Source organism: Vibrio penaeicida (assembly GCF_019977755.1).
GTDB classification, from domain to species: domain Bacteria; phylum Pseudomonadota; class Gammaproteobacteria; order Enterobacterales; family Vibrionaceae; genus Vibrio; species Vibrio penaeicida.
In genome coordinates this window covers 116,538-141,091 of record NZ_AP025145.1, presented here as the reverse complement: position 1 = coordinate 141,091, position 24,554 = coordinate 116,538, and the positions used below count along the sequence as shown (strand labels likewise).

Below are 24,554 nucleotides of genomic sequence, written 5' to 3'. Positions count from 1 at the left end.
AATCGCTGGCTTTTTTTGATCAATTGGAATTCGTTCAGCAAATTTTAAATATTATGTAAACAATCCCATTTCCAACACAGCCAAGTAATAAACCGCCTCCCTTTCCTTATTCATATTTAAGAATTAGAACCATTACCAAAATTTTTAAAAATTATTTCAACTAATCTATCGCCATTAATTAAAGAATTTAGATTGATAATATATTCGTCTATTTAGAATAAATAATCACATTATATTTTTTACAGATCGCTAATATAAAAATTTAATCCAACAGGTTTGAAATCACAATCTCACCAACGGAGGTATCAATAAAGAAACAGAAGGAATGATAAATAAAAACAACCACTAAGGAATAAAAAATGGCAATTTTTAAAAACACCATACTGCTGGCAACATCGCTGGCAGTATTCAGTGGAATATCTTACGCCAATACTCCGGCCGATATGGGTGTTGTTAATGAAGAGAGAATAGCGGAAATGCTAATTCGCTCTGGTAAACTCAATAAAGATGCAACACAAATAGAAAAAGAAGAAGCCGTAAAGACATTCTTAAATACAAAACTGAACCCTCATACACATGGCGATGCTCAATTTGGAAAAAAAGCCATTGAGCAGAGAAATAAGATATTTAAATCGTTAGCAAATAAGAAAGGGCAGAAGCTCAATGCCATTTCTTTTTCGTCCCGTTCTGTCACCATAAAAAGAACGGACAGAGTCATCGCGTTGATGATCGACTTCCCTGACTTACCGTGGGATGACAACAGAATCACCGATGAGCATACCGATATGTTGTATGATTCTTACCCCATTTCGCATTACGCTGACTTGTTGTTTTCCCCCTCTGGCTATGAAGGTCCCAATGGCGAAAACATTGTTTCTATGAAGCAATATTACGAACAAGAATCCGGTGGAACCTATTCGGTTACGGGTGAAGGATTTGGATGGTATAGAGCGGCTAAAAACGCCAAATACTACGGGGGGAATGATGCCAGTTCTGGTAACGACAGTAATGTTCGTGAATTGGTGCGAGAAGCTCTCAACCAGTTGGCGAATGATCCCAGTGTCAACTTAGACGACTACGACATTGAAGACCGATACGACTTCGATGGCGATGGCGATTACCGTGAGCCTGATGGGCTAATCGACCACCTTATGATCTTCCATTCCTCGGTGGGCGAAGAAGCCGGTGGTGGTGTTTTGGGTGAAGACGCCATTTGGTCTCACCGCTGGAACTTAGGTTCTGTTCACCAACTTCCGGGAACGTCCAGCACGCTACCTGATCGATTCAATGGGCAATACGCTGCGTTTGATTACACCATTCAGCCTCTTGATGCTGCCGTTGGGATCGCGGCGCATGAATACGCGCACGACTTAGGCTTACCAGACGAATACGACACTCGGGGAACGGGTAAAGGTGAGCCTGTCGCATATTGGTCCATTATGTCTTCTGGCAGCTGGGCAGGCGAACTAGGGGGGATTAGACCCACAGCATTCAGTTCTTATGCCAAAGAGTTCTTGCAAGAATCGTTAGGGGGACGCTGGCTGAACAGCACACAACTCTCGCTTGATGATTTAGCCGAGAAGCCTCGTAACCTAACGTTATTTGAAACCACGGATAACCTTCGCCCCAATATGGTGAAAATCGAGTTACCTGCGAAAAAAGTCGACGGTGTTAAACCGTTTGGCGGCGAATACTCGTTTTACTCCCAGAAAGGGGACGACCTCAATAACAGTATGAGCCGTAAACTCACCGTCCCTTCGGGTGGTTCAGTGCACCTCACCTTTAAGGCGTGGTATGAGATAGAAGTGGACTACGATTATGCTCGAGTATTGGTCAATGGCACTCAAATCGCGGGGAACATTACGACCACTCAAGATCCTTACAACACGGGTCTGGTACCTGCGATAACAGGAGACTCTAAAGGATGGGTAGACGCTCGTTTTGATTTGTCGGAATGGGCAGGCAGCGAAATCACACTCACTTTTGATTATGTCACTGATGGCGGTTTAGCCATGGAAGGGTTGTACGTAGACGACATTGCGTTTGAAGTCGACGGAGCGACTCGTGGCATTGATGACGCTGAAGGGACAAGCACCTTTGCATTCAGCGGATTCAGTAAGAATGCAGGTTTCCACTTAGCGGATCACTATTACTTGCTCCAATGGCGCAGTTACGATGGCGTCGATAAAGGGCTTGAGAGTATTCGCAGAATTGGACAGCTGATTTCTTATGATCCAGGTTTGGTTGTGTGGTATGTCGATAATTCCTTTACCGATAATTGGGTAGGATTGCACCCTGGGGAAGGTTGGCTAGGTGTGGTCGATGCCGACCAAACTCCGTTTGTTTGGTCTAGCGGCGAAGTGGCGAGATCCCGTTACCAAGTTCGCGATGCTGCCTTTTCTTTAGAAAACAATTCGCCACTCGTTTTGGTCGATAAAGAAGGTAACTTGCTGCAAGATACCAGCCTAACGCCAAACGGTGTGTTTGATGATAAAGAGGATTACTCTTCCCCCGGTGCTCCACACGCTGGTCGCAAAGTGATGGAGTATGGCTTATCGGTAAAACTGATCCATCAAGCGCCTGATAACAGCTATGGCGTCATTCAAGTTTCTTACGATAAGCCCAATGAAGCGCCAATCGCCAACTTCACGTTAAAAGTCGAAGGCATGAGCGTCACTTCATCTAACGTGAGTAGTGACCCCGACGGCGAGATTGTTGGGTATTTGTGGGACTTTGGAAACGGTCAAACCAGTACAGAGTTCAACCCAAGTTGGAGCTACGATAAAGCAGGTGAATATACGGTCGTACTTACAGTGACTGACGACCAAGGTGCAACGGCTCGTCATTCAGAAACGATAGAGATCGTCGCAGCAGTTAACGAACCGCCTGTCGCTCAGGGTGGCTATTTCCCTCTATTCGGGCGTTACGCTTTGCTGTATTCCACAAGCTACGATCCGGACGGGCATATCGTGAAAACTCGCTGGAAATTGGGTAAGAAAAAAGTGCGCTTCGGCACTGTTATCTTCACCCGACTCCCCGCCAATAAAAAGGCAGTTAGGCTCACAGTCACCGATAACGAAGGAGAAAAAGACTCCACTAAAATTCGGTTAGACTAAATGGCTTAACCTAGAAACGAAAAAAGCCAGCGATATAGAGAAAACCTAATCGCTGGCTTTTTCAATTTTTGGATTTTCGACTACCTACGCAGAACGATGCCATATCCTGTTTTAGTTAGATCACAGTACGTACTGCCATCGTATTTACTGATGTTAGCGATATACACACTCTTCCCACTCGATAGCGCTGTCGTTAACAGAGCATAATAAAAGGGGTAAGACTTATCAGACTCAGGAATATACATATTGAATTCATACCAACCTTTCTTGCAATACTTATCAAACGCAGGACTTGTCATTTTAATCCATAGTTTGCCATCACCATTAATTTTTAGCCTTTCAACAGTAGAAGCAATATCAACTCCTGCATGAGACATACAGCTTACAGCACTTAGCAGTACCGCGAATATCCAGTTTCTCATATTAACTCTCGTCTTGTTTTTTATGGAGTGCCTACATGTAACTCATATAGGCGGTTGGGATTGTTTTCCCCCAAGGACTGGACTCACAACTTCTGATCCAAAATCCAATGGGTTTCTTAGCGGTATAAGCGGTGAGTACCATGCTGTACATTTCCTGAAATCCTAAAGCGTCTCTATTAAGCTTAACAACTCCAGACAAATCACAACCTTTCGTATTGATATAACTCGCATTCCAAATATATACATTCCCTAACTCAACGCTAATTTGAGTAGGTACATATTTTTCAGTATTGGCTGAAGCAGAGAACGTACAAACAAGCAGAGCTATAAGTGTGACTACTTTTAATGTGTTCGATAACATGTTTAACCTCTAGTGTGAATTGTTACTGTAATTACTATTTATCCGAAACCACATAAACCACTTTACACATACTAGAATCCGAATTTGTTCGAATCCAAATGGGGTGTGCTTGAATATGGGCAGTAAGCAATAATGAATACACTGCTTCGTAGTTCTTACTTGCTGGATCTAGATGGATATACCCGTTTTTTCCCGCTTCACAGGTTAGATTTGCTTCGTTTCCAGATGTACTCACCACCGCATTACCATCTACATTGACGTAAAGACGGCTAACTTTAACACCTGTACAGCTGTGCCCACTGCACCCAGCAAATGTTTGAAAAGACAGAAGCGAGAATAATAAAGCTGCAATTAACGTTTTCATTCTTATCCCACCCTATGTACGCGCATGCGGTCGCCACCAGTACATGAGTCTGAATGACTTTCTTTGTCGAACCCAATAGTGACGGTTTCTTTGGTGGTGTATGCCGTGAGAATCCGAGACATAACCAGCTGACGAGATTCAGACGAAATAGCCGGATCAATCGCCATATAATCCAGCATTGTGCATTTTGGATGGCTCTTAGGCATATTCGTCACTTTAATCAATATTAGTGTACTTCCTGGGTATGTTAGAACATCTGTGATGACGCCGCGAAAATTGGCGGTGTATTTCGCATAAGAGGACGCAGATACCATTAAAAGCACGAGCAAAATTATGTATTTTTTCATTTATGTTTTACCAACTGAGTTTAAAAAATTAGTGAATGAGGCGGGTGATTCTACGGTAAACATTGATATTGCTATCCCACGGCTCACAACCGCCAACATCGCTATAAGAAATGGTGACCGCCTTCCCCGACGCTCTTGCAGCTAGAAGCATGGAATACATTCTCGAACGCGCCTCTGGATCTAAAGAGCTGCTAATAGCAAAAGTGGTTTTGTTGGAGCACTCTGTAATATGTGCCCTTTGATCCGTTAAGCTCACGAGCACTGTGTTGGTATGACCATACGTTGTTAACGATGTTATTGTGCCGCTGGTGCTTAACCATTTACCGTATGATGGAAACGACAATAAAAGCGAAGACAGAGAAAATAGAGTGATGTTCTTTATCATTAGATCTAACCGTTCACTAATACATGTAGATGTCAAAAATTGCAGGGCGAGTCTGTCCCCAATATTTTTGCTTGGTACATCCTGAAACCCAGAAGCTCACTGTCGATTTTGAGGTATATGCTGTGAGAAGCGCTGAATAGAAACGGTTACTTCCTGATGAATCACTAAGTTCTGCGATGTAAAAGCTCGCTCCTTCACAATTCCCTGGATTTTTAATAGGTTGCGAGAAGTCCACACGTACAAAGTTGCCCTCTCTCTGAACGTTAATCAGCTTGACTTGCCCTTTATCAGAAGTTACGCCGGCTGCAAAACTCAAACTTGGGATCAATACGATCACGCTTAACAAAATAAACTTTATTACTTTCATTTTTCTTCCTTGAAATTAAATATGCCCTGTTATTGAATGTGTAATCCATTGGCTGTGCAGAGTGCGCCTGTCTTTGAATAATCGATACGTACGATTTTAAAACCCGCTGTTTTTGCCGTAAGTACTTGAGAGAACATCGCCTTTCCAGCTTCAGTCGACAAATCTATATACATAATGCCCCACTTACATTCTTGCAGCCCTTCTTTAGTATAAAAACCCGCTTTAGCAGAGCCTTCCGAGAAGGTTCGCAAAACGGTTTTAGACCCCAGTATTTGTTCTGCTTGTGTAAATACAGAGAAGGTAGCAAGTGCTGCAGTAAACAATGTTTTTACTTTCATATTTAGTTTCTCTTTTTACTTCAGTGGTCCACGGCAATACGACACCCAGACTTCATTGGTCCCACAACCTGAGTCGATTACACAATCTATTGATTTACCTTGAGTGCTCATTGTTAGAAGCCAAGAATACATTTTGTTGAAATGAGGCTTATTCATGTCCATACGGAAATAAGTCGGTTTAGTGCCAGAGCACGTTCCTTGGTTGGAACCATTTAAAAAAAACCGGCCATCACTGCCAATATGCACGTATGAAGGCACACCTAAACTTATCCAACCACCGTTAGAACTTGAGTTCACACCAAACGCATTAAAACTAACGGCTAAAGACACCGCTAACAAATTTTTTTTAATCATTATAAAGCCTTACGATAGAAACAATCACGGAGATGCTAATAAATTAGCGAGTAACCATCAATTCACCTTTAAAAGTTTGATTAAAAATCGAGAGCGAATAGACGATTTAAGGATGCAAAAAGTAATTGAAAGGAGTATCAACAGAATCGTTACTTGTGACCATTCAGCTTATTTTCTTTGTCATGTATTTTTCCAATATATGCTACATTGCCATAGTTGCTCATTCCGTTTTTGTATTCATTAGAACCATTTAGCGAATACACGTACCATACATTTTTCCTATTACCACGGTAATACAGAATAACTCGAATCCAATTTCCCGTTTTTTTATTTCTAACAAACAACTTAAGACTTCTATTTCTTTGTACTTCTCTAAAGTTTCCGTACTCGCTTTTCATGCCTTTAAACATATCTAATAAATAGGCAGGATCTACGTCGGTATTGTATCGAATTGCCCTGATTTCATAGTCATTATTTCTGTTAATTTTTCCCATGAATACACTTTGAACAGATTTATAATGGAGATAGTCTAGAGATGCAAATAATGAAAACACTAAAAACACAGAAAGATAGGATAATATTACTGAATTAAAACTAGGGGTATACGGAACACTTTTACCTTTTCTCCCTCTATCAAATAGAACACTTAAAACAAATGCTACTAAAAATAAAAATAACAACAAAAAGGATATTAGAGTTATAGAACCGGATACGTACTCTATAAAAAAATAATTAAAACCTTTCATTAAAACCCAAACAAATTAAATATTTAAAATAGTATTAATATTATAACTCATTATAAATGTCTTTAAAATCGTATAAATACCAATAATTTCCACGATTTGTACTTCTATAAGCAGTCAATTCTATAAATCGTCCGTTATTAATTTTAACACTAATATCAACTTTATCTCTCTTATGTGATTTATTTTCATTTCCTATAGTAGCTTCAAGTACTGATAGCAACAAGTTATATATATTTTAAAATATGGAAATAAGCTAGTAAATATTTTATTTTTTCAAGATTGAAAGAAGAAACCTGATCGAGCAAAAACAGTATTATACAATCAGCGATAATACTAAAAAGAAAGCGAATATCCGGTTTTCGGCTACGTGATAGCTAAAGTTCCCTTCAAGCCAAACCACATACCTCAAACTATTAAACCAATTCCCACTTTGGTGTGTTCACATACCAAAAAATAAAAGAGATAGGAGATATTAACCACTTTCTAGGTAAATCCCCCTACATATTGAACCTGATTTCAACTGTATGAACAAAGCTTGCTACAAGCGGTAAGAAGGCACCTCAAGATTTTTCTAAAGTGCCTGTCCCACTTATTATTAGAAGACACTTCAAGACTTTTCTAAAAGTGTCTGTCCCACTTAATTACCTCTTTTACTCTTATTTCTATTTCCACTTAGTTTACAAATCAAGATAGTATCTCAACCACCTGTTCTCGCTTGTGGGAGTAGTGGCGTTTATCAGCGAACCACATTTTCTTTAATGTGGGAATATCCAATAACGAAGTCAGCTCTCCATCCTCAACGCTAGTATCTCCTACAAAAGTGATACTCTCTAGTAACTGGCACTTCGCAAGTGACCTCAAAGACTTAACTTCTCCACAATCAGTCAATACAATATCTTTAAGCTTTTTAAGCTCACCAAGCAAAGCTACGTCATACACTTTTTTGCAGCTTTCAATTTCCACTACCTCTACCTGTTGACACATATCTACACCAGAAAGACTTTCCAACTTAGAGCATTCAGACAAATCCAGAATTGATAGTGAACTAAGACTCTCGATTCCTGATAAAGATACAAGTTTTCTTGAGGTTAGTTGTAAACGTCTTAACCCAGACATTTTTTGAATATCCTTCAAATCCTCTGACGGATAGTTAACAATATTAAGCAAACTCAAACTATCACAAGCAAAAACTGTTTTTGCTTTAGGCCTCCACAGCAATTTGCATATTTTCAATTTATTGAACTTTGAAAAATCAGGAGCCTTAGTGAACTCGCACTGTAGTCCTAAATGTTCTAGGTTATTGAGAGCTTCTAAAGGAGTTATATCCTTAACTCCCCAAGAATAAATTTCGATACCACGTAGATCAGGTAATCCCTTAATGAACGAAATATCATCGCCATTCCAGCCTGCGGATTGGCTTAAACGCAGAACTGAAATATTTTCTTTATCTATTATCGATTCAAAATTATCAGACCAAGGGGCTGTCAACACAAGACAGCGCCCCATTCCATTTTCAGCTTCATCGATAAAATACTGGTTATTACTAGTCAAGCAAATGTCTCCTGTTTGGGCCGATAGGGTCGACTTTGTTTGATACTTTGTCAGAGAAACGAGCAGGTTCATTACGGGTTATTTCTTGAATACGCTTGTGCTCAGCTATCTCTCTAGCAGTTTTTCCACCCAAAACTTCTGTGGTTTTAGCGCTTTGGTTTGGAGCCAGCTTACCTGCTTTTTCATGCTGTTTAAGGCGGCTGGGTATATTAACTGACTGACCAACATATTTTTTTCCTGCTGTATCCGTAAATTCATAAATGCCTTGTTTTACCGCCCCTGCGCCCTTCGTAATATCACAAACATTATGCACCCATACCTGATTTTCACCAACGGCATAAGTGTGATAATCGTCTACCTCGAAATTGTAGGCAACGGTAGGGGTATTATCGACTTGAATATCTTCAAGTATTACAGGCTCGCCGTTAATTGTAGTCAATGCGTAACCCGGTTGAAGTGCAGCAGCATCAACCCAGCCTTTTCCATCCACATAGAATGGATGTTCAGGCGTAGTGGTAATCACTTCACTGCCATCTGGTCCGCTGACTTCTAGTGTTAGAACAAATGGATGATCTTCTTGGAACACCGCATTAACTGATTTTTCATCAACCACTTGCTCTGCGGTATCTGGCCGTGCGGTTACATTGTCGCCAACTTTAATATCCTCTATTGGCGTTGCGCCTACCGAAGTCGCAATCACCGTACCTGCGACAAAAGAACAGGCTCCTGCCACTCGTTTGGCAATTCGATTTGCTATACGAGCCCCCGTCGCAGCATTACCTACTCCGGGAATTGCCCCAGCAGCAGATATGGCGGCATTACCGTATTGCCCTCGAGCCGCGTATATCCCTGCATTTGCCAAATCCGCAACGATTCCCAGCCCTGGAATTTGACCAGCATAATCCAACGATTCATTAACCGTATCCAATATGCTTTCTAGATCGCTAAACCATCCCGATGACTTTTTCGGCTCCAAATTCAAATCCGGATCCACTGGTGGTGTCGGTGTCGGTGTCGGTGTCGGTGTCGGTGTCGGTGTCGGTGTCGGTGACGTATCGTTGTCGTTGTCGTTGTCGTTGTCTTGAACCCAAGTATTCGAATGATTGCTATCATCACTATCGTTCCACACTGGTATTGTTACCGTGTGGGTTGTATCGTTAATCACATCGTGCTCTACAATAGTTTCGTCTACAAACACGCTGTCAGTTTGTTCAACATTATTGTCACTATTATCATCGTCATCGTCATCGTCATCCCACCACCAATAACCCGTTGGATCTTGGTATTTCAAAGGATTATTGTTCACATAACTATAGCGATTAAAGCTATTGGTTAGGAAAGGTGCTTGGATATACGGATCTGCACTTAAAAAACGCCCTAAAGATTCGTCGTAAACCCGTCCATTCATATGAACAAGACCTATCTCCGTGATTTCTTCATGCCCTGTGTAACCACGGTTGGTAATTGGGAGCTGAACTATAGAATCTTCACGCCAAATTACCGATCTTTGTTTACCCCAGACGCTGTAGCTTCGGCGTTCCACCACTCTTCCGTAGCCATCGGTGATCATATCCACTGAATTCAGCGCGTCGTAGTGTAGGTATCGAGTATCCTTTTCTTTAAGCTTGCCTTCCCCGTCTACCTTTTGAGTATTGAGCGCCACCAACTTGCCGTCGGCGTAAATGAAGTGGTTAAACTGAACAGAGTTATCTGCACTGTCGGTCACCCTTTCATAGCTTTTATCTACGTAAACGGTGGTTTGGGTACCCGATACTTTTAAGAATCGACTATGGTTGGCGTCGTACCTAAATTGAACCGTTGCGCCATTACGTGTAATGGATGTGAGCTTATTAAACGCGTTCCAATCAATTTTCCTTTCGAAAACATTTGGCGATGTTTCTTTTGCTTGCCTTGCATTCACCATATTGCCGACGGCGTCATATTCAAAAAGAAGCCCATTCGCCTCCGTCACAGCATGCGCTTTCGACGAGTTATATTGATATTTACCCGAACCACTATCTGATTTGGTGATTAAATTGCCCGTTGAATCGTAGCGGTACTCATACAAAGGTTGTAGATCGGGGTTTCCTGCGATGTGTCTTATTGGCGAATCGAGGGCAATCCTGTTGCTGATGACTCTGTCCAACTCGTCGTAGCTGTAGCGATCGGTGATCCCTAGCTCACTGTCACGCCTATAGGTAACATTGTTGTGCTTGTCGTAATGGTATTCCAACTGCCTGATATTACGACCGACACTTCTCGTACCGCCATAGGCTGAATCGTCGTACACATCGAACCCTTTATGCGTCGCTATCCATTTGGATCTACCGGTATTGGCATCGTGAAGGTAGGTGTTCACTAACCCGTTACCCAGTGTTTCTGAAAGAGTGTGATCGTAGGCATCAGTATCACGACGTTGCCAGTAGTACACGTAAGCAGAATCACTCCCTGTTGCCGCCAATTCAGCATTGGTTAGGATGGTGTTTAAATGATCCGCTTGGCTCACTCCGCCCTTATTTCCACATGAAGATCGAGTACCAGAGGTACGATCATTTAGACCGCCTGCAAGATCATTGGCACGCAGGCAATACACACCACTAAGCTCGGCGACCTTATCCACTAGGTTTAACAATCTGTCTGCCAACTTCGTGTAATGTTTGTATTGGGTATTGGCAGTATCGGCCGCGTATTGCAAATCGTCTGCTGTATAGTACAACTCGGCTTGCGTGGTGGAGTCTGCTTTCAGATAGATACTGTCTCGACTAATGAGTTCATCAATGCCGTCACCATTCATATCTTTTAGAACAAAGTCATGCTGCTGAGTAAACTCAGCCGAGTTTACATCGATACCTGAAACCGCAAGCAGTTGCGCGTTGTACTGGCGCTCTCCCGGAATTGAATTCACATGTTCTGAGTTTAAGCGGAACAAACCATCTAGTTTCACATCAAGCGGGATTGCGACATCATCGTGTAATATCACCCACGTTGCTGGAATCAGATAACACACTCCGTTGGAATCACACCATTGCTTAAAACGTTTATTATTGCCAACTAACCGCAATGATTCAGTGTCTAGGCTATGTACATTGATGGTTTTGGCTCTATATTCCTGCGCTTTAGTTTCATAAAAGCGGGTTTGATTGGCGTACCGTTCTGCTTTACTCAGATACTTATCAGCCTGCGCAATGGCAAGATCAAGTAACTTCTTGACATCAGTTAGGAATTTCTCGCTGGTAAAAACATCATCCGCGTTGGTTTTAGGGCTTCTTACTGCAGCCAAATACCCTAGCTCGTTATACACGTATTCTAATTTCAGCGTTTCTTCCGATGGCAGTATGGTGGTAGCCACCTCACCGTTGGGGCGAGTTTCGCCCATTAACCGTTCAAATTGATCGTATTGGTAACGGGTGAAGAACTGCTCACCATCGACAATTTGAACCTTTTCTGCCAGCAATTCACTGCTGCTGTAGTAAAACTCTGTTCGGCTCCCTTCGTTTTCAAAGTAGTCGATTTGCCCCTTCACTCGAGCGTCGTAAGACCAAGAGGACGTTTGTACTTGGTTGCCAGTGGTCGACCATTCTTTGACTTTTCGCCCTAAAGCATCGTACTGGTATTGAGTGACGATGGCATTGGCGTCTTTTTGATAAGTCAATTCACCCAATGCGTTGTAGTTGTATGTCCAAGTGCCCATATCTGGATCGGACATTTTTTGTTTGTACCCCAAGTTATCGTAGTGCAACTCTGTTGTGATTGGCGCCTTACCGGCAGAGATCGCAGACGTCGATTTCAATTTACCGTTCGCGTAATACTGGTAAATTTGAGTGGCATTGAGTGGCTCATTTTTTTCAACGATTCCGCCATCTAAGCCATACTTGGTGGTTCTTTCAATGTTCTTGGCATCGGTTGTGACTACTGAATACGGGTGATATTCGGTTTTAAAGAGTGCGCGGTTTCCATTTGCATCAGGCTCACTTCGCTGAATCCCACGATCCAATACGTCGTATTTAAAGGTTACTTGTGGCGGATTGGTTTGCCCTTCGAAGTAAGGTTTGGTACCTGCAATTTTTCTTCCTAGGTTGTCCCAGAATGAATCGACGTGCACCATTCGACCGTCAAAGGATTTGTGGCTAGCTCTGAGTGTTCGCCCTGCATAGTCGAATTGGCTGACTTGATATTCCCCCGCCCTTGACGTGCGTATTGAGCAACTGACGGTTTCACTTCTTGGGCTTGATCCGCACAAGCTATTTGGAGCAAACACATACTGAGTGGTAGCTGTGTTGTTCAAACCTGGGGATTGTTCATAAACAACTCGACCAAAGCCATCGTAGCCATACCTAGTTCTACGGCTTCCTGAGTGGTTACTTACCTCAGTTACCCGTCCTAATGGACCATAGGTAAAATCCGTTTTATGATTTTTGGCATTAAGTGTGTAATTGGGAAACAAGCCATTACTGTCGTAAACAGTTTTAGTGGTTCGCGCGCTAACGCCAGTGCCTTCCTCCGTTTCAGAAATGACGTTTCCATAGGAGTCGTAACCATAACGCTGCGTAAAGGTTTTCGCTTCACCTACGGCTCCGTCAAAACTTGGGGTTGATACAGAAGACGTTAAGTATCCTTTTGAGTTATAGGAGAACGTTTCAGACGATGTCGCTTTTTCACCATTGACTTTTGTAGTTTGGCTTATGGAGGTTTTTGGCGCACCGATTTTCCAGTAATTCTCGCCTACTTCTGTTTGGTAGCGTGAACGGGTGGTGGTTTCAGTTACTAATGCAAACTGACCATTTTCATTAAAGTCCGTGTATTGCAATGAAGCACATGAAGTCGCAGAAGCTTGAGCATAATCGGAAGATGATATTTCACTAATGGCACCTAAAACTCTGACTAACCCATCAGTGCTGTTAGTGGCATCATTCTTGGTGTATTTATAGTAATCATCGTATTGTTCAATTATCAGTGGGATATCAATGTCACTATGGATAAGCACAAATTTTGAGTTTGGTTTGAAATACACATCACCGTTTGCGGCACACTTGGCGCTAAAGCCATTTGGATAACTTTTAAGCTTGGTATCCAGTTGCGGGTTTGAACTGGCAAGCGACTCTGAGCTTTGATAACTCACGACATTTTTATAATACCCAGACGATAGATAAGTATTGCTTAGTGTTGTAACGATTGATTGGTCAGGGAAATTGGAGCTAGTAAGTGTTTCGGTTTTATTTTGGATTCGACCAAAGTTATCGTAAGAAAATGTAGTGGTTTTCGAAGATTTTTCTCTATCTTCTGGAAAATAGTAGTAAAGCGCTTCATACCTAAAAAATGGATTGGGTCTGGCAATTACAGGGTTTTTAGCAATGACTTGTGATAGGTCTTTTTGTATCGAATACTCTTTTTTATTCGATTCTTTTACAAATACTCGACTGTACGACACTGAATCGGCGGAGAGAGAGGTGGTAGATTCGTAAGTGTATGTGGTTTCGCTCACTTTACGCTTAAGTCGATTAGTTTCATAGGGCTCCAGTTTAAACACCTGAACGTTCTTTGGCTTCCGAGATAACAAGAGTGATGGAGGGTCTTCTTGATAATAACTGGTAACTACTTCAGTGCGATTATCACCAATTCCACGACTGCGAGTGATTTTTTCAAACCCTAAAAATCCGTGACCACTCATGTGACGTAGTGGATTTTCGTAGGTGTAGTTTTCAGAAATGTCTGCGTTTGGGTAACCTTTTCTCTTTGTAACAACAGCAGTTACGATGGATTGGCTGGGTCGATAGTCGACAACTGGCCAGTCAAACTTTTCAGCAATACGCAAATTTGTGTTACGTGAAAATTCAACTTGATACTCTTTCTCATACTCAATAATGCTTGTAATCTTATTTGATTCGCTTAAACCTGAGTACTTAAGTTGTACATTCCCGCTGGATGGCTTAATGACTTGATCACCCCATCCGTCGCCATTTAGGTCTCGGATGTAGCTCAAACCATTATCTACAGTACCTATTTTTTGAATGGTGAATTTATTATATTCAGGTATAAATCTTGACACCGAATAAACATCCCTACCGCTAACTATCTCGATATTTCGGTCTTTATTTATATTGGTTAAGGATAAGTTATCTGCTGCTAATTTAGGTAAGTTCGAAGTATCGGAATAATGTGAAGATTCATGCTCTGAACGTAATCCCGCGGTGAAGTTTTGACCATTAAATAAAAACACAACGAGGTTGTAAGAGGAGCCCGCTGGCTCTTTGAAGACCGCATCCAAATACCCATCACCATTTAAGTCTCTCATGCTTAAGAAGGTCAAACCACTTGTACCGGCAAGTGATCCCGTGGGACCACCTGAGATTTCATAGCTTTTTGTACTGGAAGAAAATTTATACTTGTCGGCTTTACCATCTCCGTTTATGTCAGCATACGACCAATCATCTGTAACCAATTCTTTAGATCCATCACCATTTAAGTCCACAGCTTTCGTTTTATTAGTGCCTGAACCTGCACAGTAATTCACAAGATTTCCGGTCGATGCATCAGTGTAAAAACTGGCACTATGGTTTGAGCATGTACCAGTAACAATAGAGGGCGAATCCATTGTACCGCCAAGAGTGAAAGTATTTACATTATAGTGGGTTGCACCATACCCACTTACATTCATTGTCTGTCCATTAACTTGCTTAACGCCGTAAATTTCTTGCACGCCATCCCTATCGCTGTCAAAAAAACGTGGCGATATATAACCGGAATCCGTCACAGAACCGTAGGTAGGAAAGTTCGATATTTCCCAATCAAAACTGACAGGTTGGGCACAGATTTCAACCCCTAATTCGTTGAATGCACAGTGCCTCACCTCTTGAACATAACTTTGATCACTCACACCATGAGTTTCGTAAGTTATTTCATATTTATTGCTAACGTTGTCGGTAAGAACTTTTGTTTCGATAGATTGAAGCCTGTCTGACTTTTTAATCAATTCGCCATAAAAATAGTGATACTTAATATCCGGTCGCGTTTCATAATTAAACTGAATCGAACCGCCCTTGTAGGTGATATTTTTAATCCTGTGCTGATTGTCAGTGAAGTACTCGTACTCAATATGATTGTTACGACTTTTGTCTGTACGTTTATTGACTGCCCATTTGTAAACATCGGCACCATTATTAATGGTTGCTTTCGACGACGCAGTGTTCCCGTATTCTCTTACCTCACCATTTTTGTACCAAATTTTAAAATATCTAGGTCCACTGCCTTGGGTGCCATATGAGACTATTTTGGAGAAGCCGTTGATTCGTAGTTTGTATTCTGTTTTATCTTTTCCATATTCGCCATCGACAGCCACAAGCCGCTGCCCGTCTAAACAAAAGCGATCATTCTCATCAAAATTAATGCGCCCTCTCACACCATCGATTCGAAGGTTCTTTCCACAACGTGTAATAGACGACGCCCCGCTAACGCTCCAGCCTATGCCAAGGTTACCGTCGCCTCCCGAGTCGCGATAATTTAAGCTAACCGTTGGCTGAAAACCCGCTCTTCCAACCGGTACTGAAATAGGTATGGAATAACTCAAACGACCTTGAGAGACATTTAAATCACCACTTAATACCGGGCTGGTTTGATTTGCGTAAGCAGTAAGCGGTAGAAACAATAAAGCTACATAAACTGTAATTGTTAAAGAATTCCATTTATTCATTATTCTTATACCCATATTTAATTACCACTGACGGTTTTGAGTTGCGCTTTATGTTCGAGAGTTTTTTGTTTTAGACGTGTGATGTTCTCTGGAGGGGGAGTGTCATATTCTTCAAATTCGCTTTTCAGCAACGGGAGTATGTCGCTGATTTCTTCTTCATGATTCACGACTAAGTGTTGGAGTTCGAGTATTGGGGAGGGAAAAGAAACATCGTCGCTAAGTATCAGCTCAGCATCATTTTTTTCCTTTTCACTTTTTACTGTAGGAGGGGGGGAGTTTACGTCGACAACCAAGGGATTCTTACTGGCATAGAGTACCGCCACACCGAATATAGAAATGCCCACCAATACAAGAAGCCAAAATACTCTGCCCTTTTGACGATTTTTGTCAAATAGGTTCATTATTCTACCTAACTATTGTTTAAAATCAGAAGAAGACCACAGGAAGGGATATTTCAAACACGCTACCGCCCTTTCCAACCAAGGAACGACATCACGCTACACGCTAAGTTCACCTAACGCATTTACATAAATTTACAATTGTGAACATTATCAACAAATCTCATATTCGAGATTCTAAAGGTGGGTTTAAGATTTTAAAGAACAGAAATAAAAACATTGAAACAACAATATTTAATTAGTAATTATTTTATTTTAAAATAAATGTAAATATGTAAGTTAAATACAATAATAACATAGGTGAAAATGAAGATATTAAAATAAATTAGATAAGAATTAAATCATAAGAAAGATTAACAAAGGGAGTGGTAAGGAAATAGAAGATTCAGTTACTTAAAAAACACTAGAAAAGATACTCTTTCAAGTATTCGTTCCATCATTAACCAGTTAGGTATTGGCCAAGCGACTTGGATAAAAGCTTGCACTCAACTGGAAAAAGGTACGGTCGTTGGTTGCGAAGCTACCATCAAACAAGTTATGACGAAGTTAAACCGAAAGTGAATATCTGGCTTTCGGTTACCGGATAGCTAATATTACCTTCAAGCTAGACAAAACTCTTAAACCAATAACTACTTTAGCGGGTTCGCGTACCCAAAAATCAAAGATATAGGAGGTAATTGCCTCTTTCTAGGCAAGCACCCTACATATAAGACCGAGTTTCGAAGATACGAATAGAATTCAGTGTAAGCGGTAAGAAGACACCTCAAGATTTTTCTAAAAGTGTCTGCCCATCTGATTTCTGTTAATTGCTTTTTATTTTTCCTTAGTTTTTAATCAACCATTACTTCGAAAGCTCTATTGCTTCATTTAGAACAACAATAGCGGCATCAAGTTGATTTGATGGATTTAGAGTATAAATAGCTATCTCTAAATCATTATCTAATTTTTTACTTGTTCTTTCACTATTATCAAGATCTTCACTTAATAGTAATAAAGTAGAAAGCTTTCTTTGAATATCTACAAGAGGTAAATTATCTTTAACTGCACGTTCTTTCAACTCAACTAATTTTCTCGTTAACTCTTTCAATTTAATTCCTCTTATTTTGTAATCACTGTCACTACAGCGCCTTGCGGGTTTGTAATAACTTGCAGAGATCCTGATGTATAAGAAAAGTTGCCATTTTGCTGTGCTAAAGGTTTGGCTGAAGAAATAACGTCTTCAACAAACTTAGGAGCTACCCCACGACCAAAATCTCCGTGTGTTCCAGCTTGGTATATTTCTGGCAAACCTCCTGTCTTTCCACTTGAAGAGTGCCTTCTTCTGCTTGGTTGCATTCTGTTTACAGCGTGCTCACTATAAAGTCTATTCCCGACTTGTGCGTAATCTTGACCATCTACATTTACTTTTTTATAGTCGCTCCAAGATCCCCAAGGGATTTGATCTCCACTCTTTGTAATATCCTCAATATCAGGAACTATATCTTTCTTGGGACTAATAACAAACTCATAGACTTTATCATCAATGACTTTAGTAGATCCAGAATCTAAAAACTGATCAATAACCTTGTCATACTTACTTGGTACAAACTTACCTTTTTCAACTACAAATACTACACTTATCTCAGTTATAGGCTTTGCAATACGCCACTGATGATGTGATTGTCTCAAAGTAGGATTAACTAAATAGTCGATTGAAGCTTGGTATTCTGCCGCCATCCTTTTTTGAATAGGTGTCATTGCAGGTTCAAGTTTGTGATATGTGCTTGGCTCTCTATCACGATTCCTTTTGTTATGGCTTTCTGTATCCCAGCGTGAAGAACCGCCATCTATTCCATCATACGACGTTCCATCAACCAAACATTCGCCAGTAGCACCGTGACCACTTTCATCTTCCCAATAATGACCAGTCGGATCGGTATATTTCAACGGATTATTCATCACATACGCATAACGGTTAAAGCTATTCGTAACATACGGAGCCTGAATGATCGGATCCGCACTCACAAACCGCCCTAGGGTTTGGTCGTAGACCCGCCCGTTCATATGGATCAGCCCAACTTCTTCGATTTCCTCGTGCCCGGTGTAGCCTCGGTTGGTGAGCACCAGTTGATTGACGTAGCGGTGTTTATCTTCCCGTTGAGCTAACTGCCATACCACATCACGCTGCTTACCAAAGGCATCGTAACTGCGGCGGTCGACTACGTAACCGTATAAGTCTGTAACCATGTCCACGGAATTTAGCGCATCGTAGTGCAAGAATCGTACTTGTTTATCGACTATCGCACCATTGGTATTTTCTGTTTGAGTGTTTAAGGCAATCAATTTTCCTTCGGCGTACACAAAGTGCTGATGCTGAACTTTATCTGTGCCGACATCTGTTACACGTTCGTAAGTTTTGTCTATGTAGATTGTTGTTTGAGAACCAGACACCTTTTTATAACGGTTGTGGTTGGCATCGTAGCTGAACGAAACGGTTTTACCGTTACGGGTAATTTCACTTGGCTTGTTGAATGCCGTCCAGCTTAGTGTGCGCTCGGTGCTGTTGTTACTGCGTTTGGCGCTCACCATGTTGCCGACAGCGTCGTATTGGTACTTTAGCCCATTTGCCTTGGTTACGGCGTGTGGTCCTGCTCCAATGTTGCTGTATTCATAGGTGCCCGATACCCCTGTTTTGCTTAGGATATTACCAATGGAATCGTAGCTGAACGCACTATTTTTAGTGACGTTTGCGTGGTTGCTGCCGTTATCGAAGACGATGTTGTTGGTTTTAACGCGATCCAGCCCATCGTAGGTGTAGTAATCGCGAATGCCTAACGATTGGTCGTAACGTTGGGTCACGTTGTTGTGGTCGTCGTACTTATATTCTAACCAACGAGTGGCATCTATTAGCCCAACAAATCCGTGCTTTTTACCGGTTAAGTCTTTGTATTGATGGCTGAAGACTTCCCCCTGCTTATGGGTAGTCATAATCATGGGTTTACCCGTGGATGCACTGTGGTAGTAGGTATTAACTAACCCATTACCTAACGTTTCCGACAGCGTATGACCGTACGCATCGGTTTCGCGGCGTTGCCAGTAAATTTGGTACGCACCGGATTTACTCGCCTCTGCTAATTCTGAATTGGTTTTTAGCGTCTCTAGGTGTGATAGATAGCGTGTGGAATCAGTCTGTACATTCTGGTAAATATCGCCTAATTCTGTAACCTTTTCGACAAGCTGTAATAAGCGAATTGCCATTTCGTGATAGTGGAAATACCTTGCCTGAGAAATTTCAGCAGCCAGGCTTAGCTCTTGAGCTGTAAAGTCTAAGTTCTCTTTTAACTCAACATCGATACGTAAACCATTTTCATGATAAGGATCTTGCCCGCCACCAAATAGGTCTCCCCGTAAGTCGTTGTAATCACCTTTTAAACTCAGTTCGAGTTGTGTAATAGAGTCTTCAGTAAGATTGGTTTTGACAAAACTATTCGCATAATAGTGTTGCCCTTGATTGTCTCCGGTAAGTTGAGCCTGTAACTCATAGAAGTCACCATACTCTTTCACTTCGATCGGAATAATTACTTCTCCATGCAGTATTACCCATTTTTTATTAACTGGTCGAAGGTAACAATTGCCATATTCATCACACCACTTTTGATTATCAGAAAGCAGTAACTTAGCCGAGTTCGTGTCCCATTCAGACCGATACGACTGTAAAGCCATATACTCATGGTGTTTATTGCCAAAAAAACCTGATTGCTGATAGTAACGATTCGCCAAGTTACTGTATTTCCGAGATAGCTTGAGTGCTTCTGAGATAAGTTCTTGAATTTCCTCACGGTAACTTGGGCTCGCAAAAGCAACATCCGCATAGGTATAAGGGCTTTGAATTTTTTCTAAGTAACCGTTGCGGTTGTATACATAATCTATTGCGAGCCGCTTAGGGCTTAGAGTAACCGTATAGTCTCGTGGAGCTAACCCAATAATATGACCTTCATCATCATACATGTATTCGGGTTCTACATATTTGTCTGCATCAAAGGCATCATGTAAATGAACAGGCGCGTCATTAACCGGATCGTACTGACCATTTGGGCGAACTTCACGGCTCAGTCGTTCAAACACGTCATAGGTATACAGTGTGCTGAACTTATCGCCATCCACAAACGTGGCTTTTTCTGCCAGCAAACCATTCGTATGATAGTAAAACTCGCTGTTGCTGCCGTGACCTGATATGGACGTCAGCGCCCCCAGTGAAGCTGTACCTCGCCCATCGTAAACCCATGTTGAGGCGGCGCTGCTGCCGTCTTTCTGGCGCACCTTGCGCCCTAACGCATCGTAGCTATAGGTGGTAATGACGCCATTCGCGTCTTTCTTTTGTAGTAACTCACCCGCAGCGTTGTATTTGTACGCCCATACACCTAAGTCTGGGTCGTCCAGTTTAGACCGATACCCTAAGTTGTCGTACTCAATTTTGGTTGAATTCCCTTTGCTGTCTATGGATGTTTTCAGTTTGCCATCGGGAAAGTAGGCGTAAGTTTGGTAGCTGTAATCCGCTTTACCAATCGCTTCTTCTTTTTTAACGATATGGCCCAATACGTTGGTGGTGGTTTTGTGCTCGAAGCCACGAACATCGGTAAGTGTGGTGCTAAATCCGCTGTATTCGGTTTTCCATAACGTAACGCCACCTGTGGCGCTTGGTTCTTCTTTGCGTATTTCGCGGTTTAAGCTGTCGTATTCGAACTGAACGTGGAACACTGTATCGTACTGGAAGTATGGGCGTGAAACGCTGGTCTTTCTGCCGTCTCTGTCCCACTGAGTATCTGTATAAGAGATTCTGCCATCAAAGCTCTTAACGCCACTACGTACTTCACGTCCTGCGAAGTCCAGCTGCACCCAACTTTCTCCCCCTTGGTTGGATGTAGTTTTCACACAGCGAAGAGTCTCGGTATCGGTGAACCCACACCCAGCAGCGCCGAGATAGTTGTAGGTAACGAAGTTATTGGGGTTGCCATGCGTTTCTTTGATCACGCGCCCAAATTTATCGTACTGGTAAGAGACCTTTCTGCCATTCGGCGCGGTTTCATCTTTCAGCCTGCCTGCCCCATCAAATGTATACTCTGTCCTATGACCTTTGGCGTTAGTGGCATAATCGATGTATAAGCCACTTCCATCATACGTGGTGAGGGTGGTGCGGCTAGCGAGATCGGAACCCGACACGCTTTGAGAGGTGACGTTTCCGTATACATCATAGCCATAATCGGTCACCAGTTTACGCCCTGACACACCACCAGCATGGTACGCCGTTGGCGTAATGGTTTGTCTCTTTAACAGACCCGTTGTGGTGTATTCAAAGTTTGAAACGGTGGTTTTGGTGTCACCACTGGTATTGTCTGTAATGCTCTGGGTGGACTTTTTGATGGCTCCAATTTGCCAGAAATCGCTATCGGATATGGTGGTACTGTTTGAAACATAATCAAAAACATCTTTTGTGGTGAAGGAACCTGAATTGGTGACCTGTCCCTCTACAACGGTGGTTCTTTCAGTTACATTACCAAAGCCATTCTCATCTTTTTTGGTAGTCGTGGTCGTCGTTTTTAACTGTGTGCCGTCGCTGTCATGATGGTTTACAACAACACTGCTGGCATAAACCTCATGATATTTAACGCCGTTAATACCGTTTTTGCTTTTTGCACTGTAGCTGTAGGTTGTTTCCTTAGCTGTATGAAAAGTGCCAGATGCCCCTTTCTTTTTCTGTATCAGTACTTTTGAAGGCTTGCCCGATTGTCTCAAGTCAAAATTAGCGGCATCTTCTCGACCTGCCATAAATTCTGAGGTCGTCTTAGTAATAACATCGCCTGATTCGGTCACTGTAACCTTGTCAAACCCCAAGAAACCCAGCCCTCTCTTGTGAGATTTGGCACCTTCGTATCGGTATTCATAGGTTGTAGAATTGTAGCCTTTTGGTTTCTTAGTAACGCCAGAAACAAGGTAGCGAGTAGGCGTGGAGTTCAAGACTGGGTAATGAGAATAAGGGCTCTGGATATGAACGCTATGATCGGAAGCTGATTTGTAATTAACCGTATAAACTAACCCGTCTTCTGTGATAGTTTTAACTTTATCAAGAGCGTAAGGCGTCGAGATTTGTATAGTTTTTTCAGCCTCTTTTGCCCCTGTAAGTATGTCTATCTTACCATCTGAATTGATATCTACCGCAGAATGAAAATCTGATATGCCTCGCTTTATCTTTCCGTTTTCAGTTAAATCTATAACCCCTCGATTATTGCGATAAATATTGCCTCTGAAATATAAATCTGGATAACCATCTGCGTTCCAATCCAAAAAGTATGGATCTATTTCACCATGTCTGTTGAATCTACGACTGTATGAATGCTCTAGGCCTGTCCCTGTATATAGGTATATATCAAACGAGTTGTAATTTAATGATATGAAGTCTAGGTACCCGTCATTATTTATATCGGCAAAACGAAAATGATCAATATAATTTCTTAGTGTTTTTTCACGCTTTAAATAGTTAGCCCCTGAGGTGAATAGGTATAATTTTTTCCGATTACTTGTATCGAAACTGATGTAATCATCTTTCCCGTCTCCGTCAAAGTCCAAAACATATGGATTAACCGTTCTGTCTACAAAGCTTCCGTTACCTACTGTTTGAATTCCATTACCATTACGATCAACAGAAAATTTTCCGCGACAGTAGGTACCTGTATTCCCGTTTATATCCTTAACATAGGTACCTCTTACACAAGGTCCCCTCTTCTTTGCTGTCGCTGTAAATTCTTTTTTCTTAAGGTTGTTGCCCCCCCCACAAATACTACCTGAACCACTAATTTCTCCAAGTTCTGCCTCTATTTTGAACGTTCCATTGTCAGAAATTAGTTGGTAGTTCCCAGTGCTCTTTGTTGTTTCATTACCGTAAGGATCAACAACTGTCCAACCTACAAAATCAGGCTTATTGAACTCGCAATATTCCGTGCCGATCTGATCCCAACCTCTTTTAATACCGTATTTATCTAAATATCCGTCTCTATCGGTATCCACAAACTTTGGAAAAATAAAGCTTGTATTCGAACGTGTTACGGCGGTATTACCGTGAGAGTTCCATTCAAAACTTACTGGGCTAGAGCACTCGGTTCCCTTACCCGTGCACATCTGGATTGACGAGAGCAAACTACGGTTTGTAGCACCGGACTCGCTGTAGGCTAATATATAATTCCTGACGGCTTGCTCAGATTGGTCATTTACCACGATTTTTGATAATCGCTGTGATATTGTCAGTTTTGATCCCATCAGATACTGCGACGTTGAATCTGTTCTCCCCACATAATCAAACTTGATTGAGCCACCCTCGTATGATATGACATCGATCTTATGAATCCCTGCTGCCGTGTTTTCATCGTATTTGAATGTGATATGGTTGTTCTTGGTATGATCTGTAATCTTGTTCAACGCCCATTTGTAAATATGAGTTTGCCCAGGCAAGTTAACTTGCGCCGTATTTTCCATTCCATACTCATATACCGAGCCGTCTTTTTTCCAAACCTTAAAATGGGAAGGTCCATGACCGTTGTAATTGCTTTTAAACGACACAATCTTTGAATAGCCGTTATTTTCTAAGCGATATTCGGTTGAATCCCCACCATCTTGCCCTTCAATCGCGACCAACCTTTGACCATCTAAACAGTAACGATCGTCGTTATTTAAACGAACGCCCCCCCAACGCCCATCCTTATGCAAGTTTTTTCCACATCGAGTAATGGCAGAGAGCCCTGATATGTTCCAGCCCATTCCGAGGTACCCATTTGGGGAATCACTGGCGTAGCTTATTGCGAGTGATGGCTGATGCCCATTTCTTCCGGGTACAACATCGATTGGCAATGAATAGGTCGCCTGGCCACCAGAAACATTAAAATCACCTCGAATAACAGGAACAGCAGTCTGTGCTACTGAACTCAAAGTGGTAAAGACGGTAAGTAAAGTTAATGCCAGTGGTAGTGATAGCAAACGTTTGCCAATTAATTGATCGAAGCTGGAAAGAATAGAAGTTTTCGCATTCATAGGGTTCGTTATCCGTTACGAATTGGGAATAGATTAATGGGGTGTCAAATAGCTCTAAAT

General features: G+C 41.8%; 14 protein-coding genes. 1 reads left to right on the top strand and 13 read right to left on the bottom strand.

The genetic code is table 11. The features are described from left to right. The first annotated feature begins 359 nt into the window (after positions 1–359). On the top strand, positions 360–3,116 hold the full coding sequence (locus LDO37_RS19065; RefSeq protein WP_126606554.1) for an immune inhibitor A domain-containing protein: 2,757 nt from the start codon (positions 360–362) through the stop codon (positions 3,114–3,116). Positions 3,117–3,196: 80 nt separating this feature from the next. On the opposite strand, the gene LDO37_RS19060 is transcribed toward LDO37_RS19065, so the two are convergent. The 13 genes from LDO37_RS19060 to LDO37_RS19000 form a co-directional block, all read right to left on the bottom strand. Further along, complete coding sequence (locus tag LDO37_RS19060) at positions 3,197–3,538, bottom strand: hypothetical protein (RefSeq protein WP_126606555.1); 342 nt, start codon at positions 3,536–3,538, stop codon at positions 3,197–3,199. A gap of 395 nt (positions 3,539–3,933) precedes the next feature. Then, positions 3,934–4,263: a hypothetical protein gene (locus tag LDO37_RS19055; protein WP_126606557.1), complete on the bottom strand. Its 330-nt coding sequence runs from the start codon at positions 4,261–4,263 to the stop codon at positions 3,934–3,936. Positions 4,264–4,265: 2 nt separating this feature from the next. After that, a complete protein-coding gene (locus LDO37_RS19050) occupies positions 4,266–4,610 on the bottom strand; it encodes a hypothetical protein (RefSeq protein ID WP_126606558.1) in 345 nt (114 codons plus the stop codon). Between the two features lie 28 nt (positions 4,611–4,638). Further along, the gene (locus tag LDO37_RS19045) at positions 4,639–4,995 is read right to left on the bottom strand and encodes a hypothetical protein (protein ID WP_126606559.1); all 357 of its coding nucleotides are present in this window, start codon (positions 4,993–4,995) and stop codon (positions 4,639–4,641) included. A 16-nt stretch (positions 4,996–5,011) separates the two neighbouring features. Then, entirely contained in the window at positions 5,012–5,362 is a 351-nt protein-coding gene (locus LDO37_RS19040; protein WP_126606560.1) for a hypothetical protein, read from the bottom strand. A gap of 29 nt (positions 5,363–5,391) precedes the next feature. Beyond that, positions 5,392–5,700, bottom strand: a complete 309-nt coding sequence (locus tag LDO37_RS19035) for a hypothetical protein (protein WP_126609894.1) — start codon at positions 5,698–5,700, stop codon at positions 5,392–5,394. A 15-nt stretch (positions 5,701–5,715) separates the two neighbouring features. Further along, a complete protein-coding gene (locus LDO37_RS19030; protein ID WP_126609893.1) occupies positions 5,716–6,054 on the bottom strand; it encodes a hypothetical protein in 339 nt (112 codons plus the stop codon). 149 nt (positions 6,055–6,203) lie between these two features. Beyond that, entirely contained in the window at positions 6,204–6,800 is a 597-nt protein-coding gene (locus tag LDO37_RS19025; protein WP_224055754.1) for a hypothetical protein, read from the bottom strand. Between the two features lie 684 nt (positions 6,801–7,484). Then, positions 7,485–8,351, bottom strand: a complete 867-nt coding sequence (locus tag LDO37_RS19020) for a hypothetical protein (RefSeq protein WP_126606972.1) — start codon at positions 8,349–8,351, stop codon at positions 7,485–7,487. After that, the gene (locus tag LDO37_RS19015; RefSeq protein ID WP_224055753.1) at positions 8,344–16,038 is read right to left on the bottom strand and encodes a polymorphic toxin-type HINT domain-containing protein; all 7,695 of its coding nucleotides are present in this window, start codon (positions 16,036–16,038) and stop codon (positions 8,344–8,346) included. Before LDO37_RS19015 ends, LDO37_RS19020 begins: the two co-directional genes overlap by 8 nt. A gap of 17 nt (positions 16,039–16,055) precedes the next feature. After that, positions 16,056–16,439, bottom strand: a complete 384-nt coding sequence (locus LDO37_RS19010) for a hypothetical protein (RefSeq protein WP_126606942.1) — start codon at positions 16,437–16,439, stop codon at positions 16,056–16,058. Positions 16,440–17,277: 838 nt separating this feature from the next. Then, positions 17,278–17,523 (bottom strand): hypothetical protein, encoded by a 246-nt coding sequence (locus LDO37_RS19005; RefSeq protein WP_126609053.1) that lies wholly within the window; start codon positions 17,521–17,523, stop codon positions 17,278–17,280. Between the two features lie 11 nt (positions 17,524–17,534). Continuing rightward, positions 17,535–24,494 carry an RHS repeat-associated core domain-containing protein gene (locus LDO37_RS19000; protein ID WP_126609052.1) on the bottom strand — a complete coding sequence of 2,320 codons (6,960 nt, stop codon included), beginning with the start codon at positions 24,492–24,494 and terminating at the stop codon, positions 17,535–17,537. Positions 24,495–24,554 lie beyond the last annotated feature (60 nt).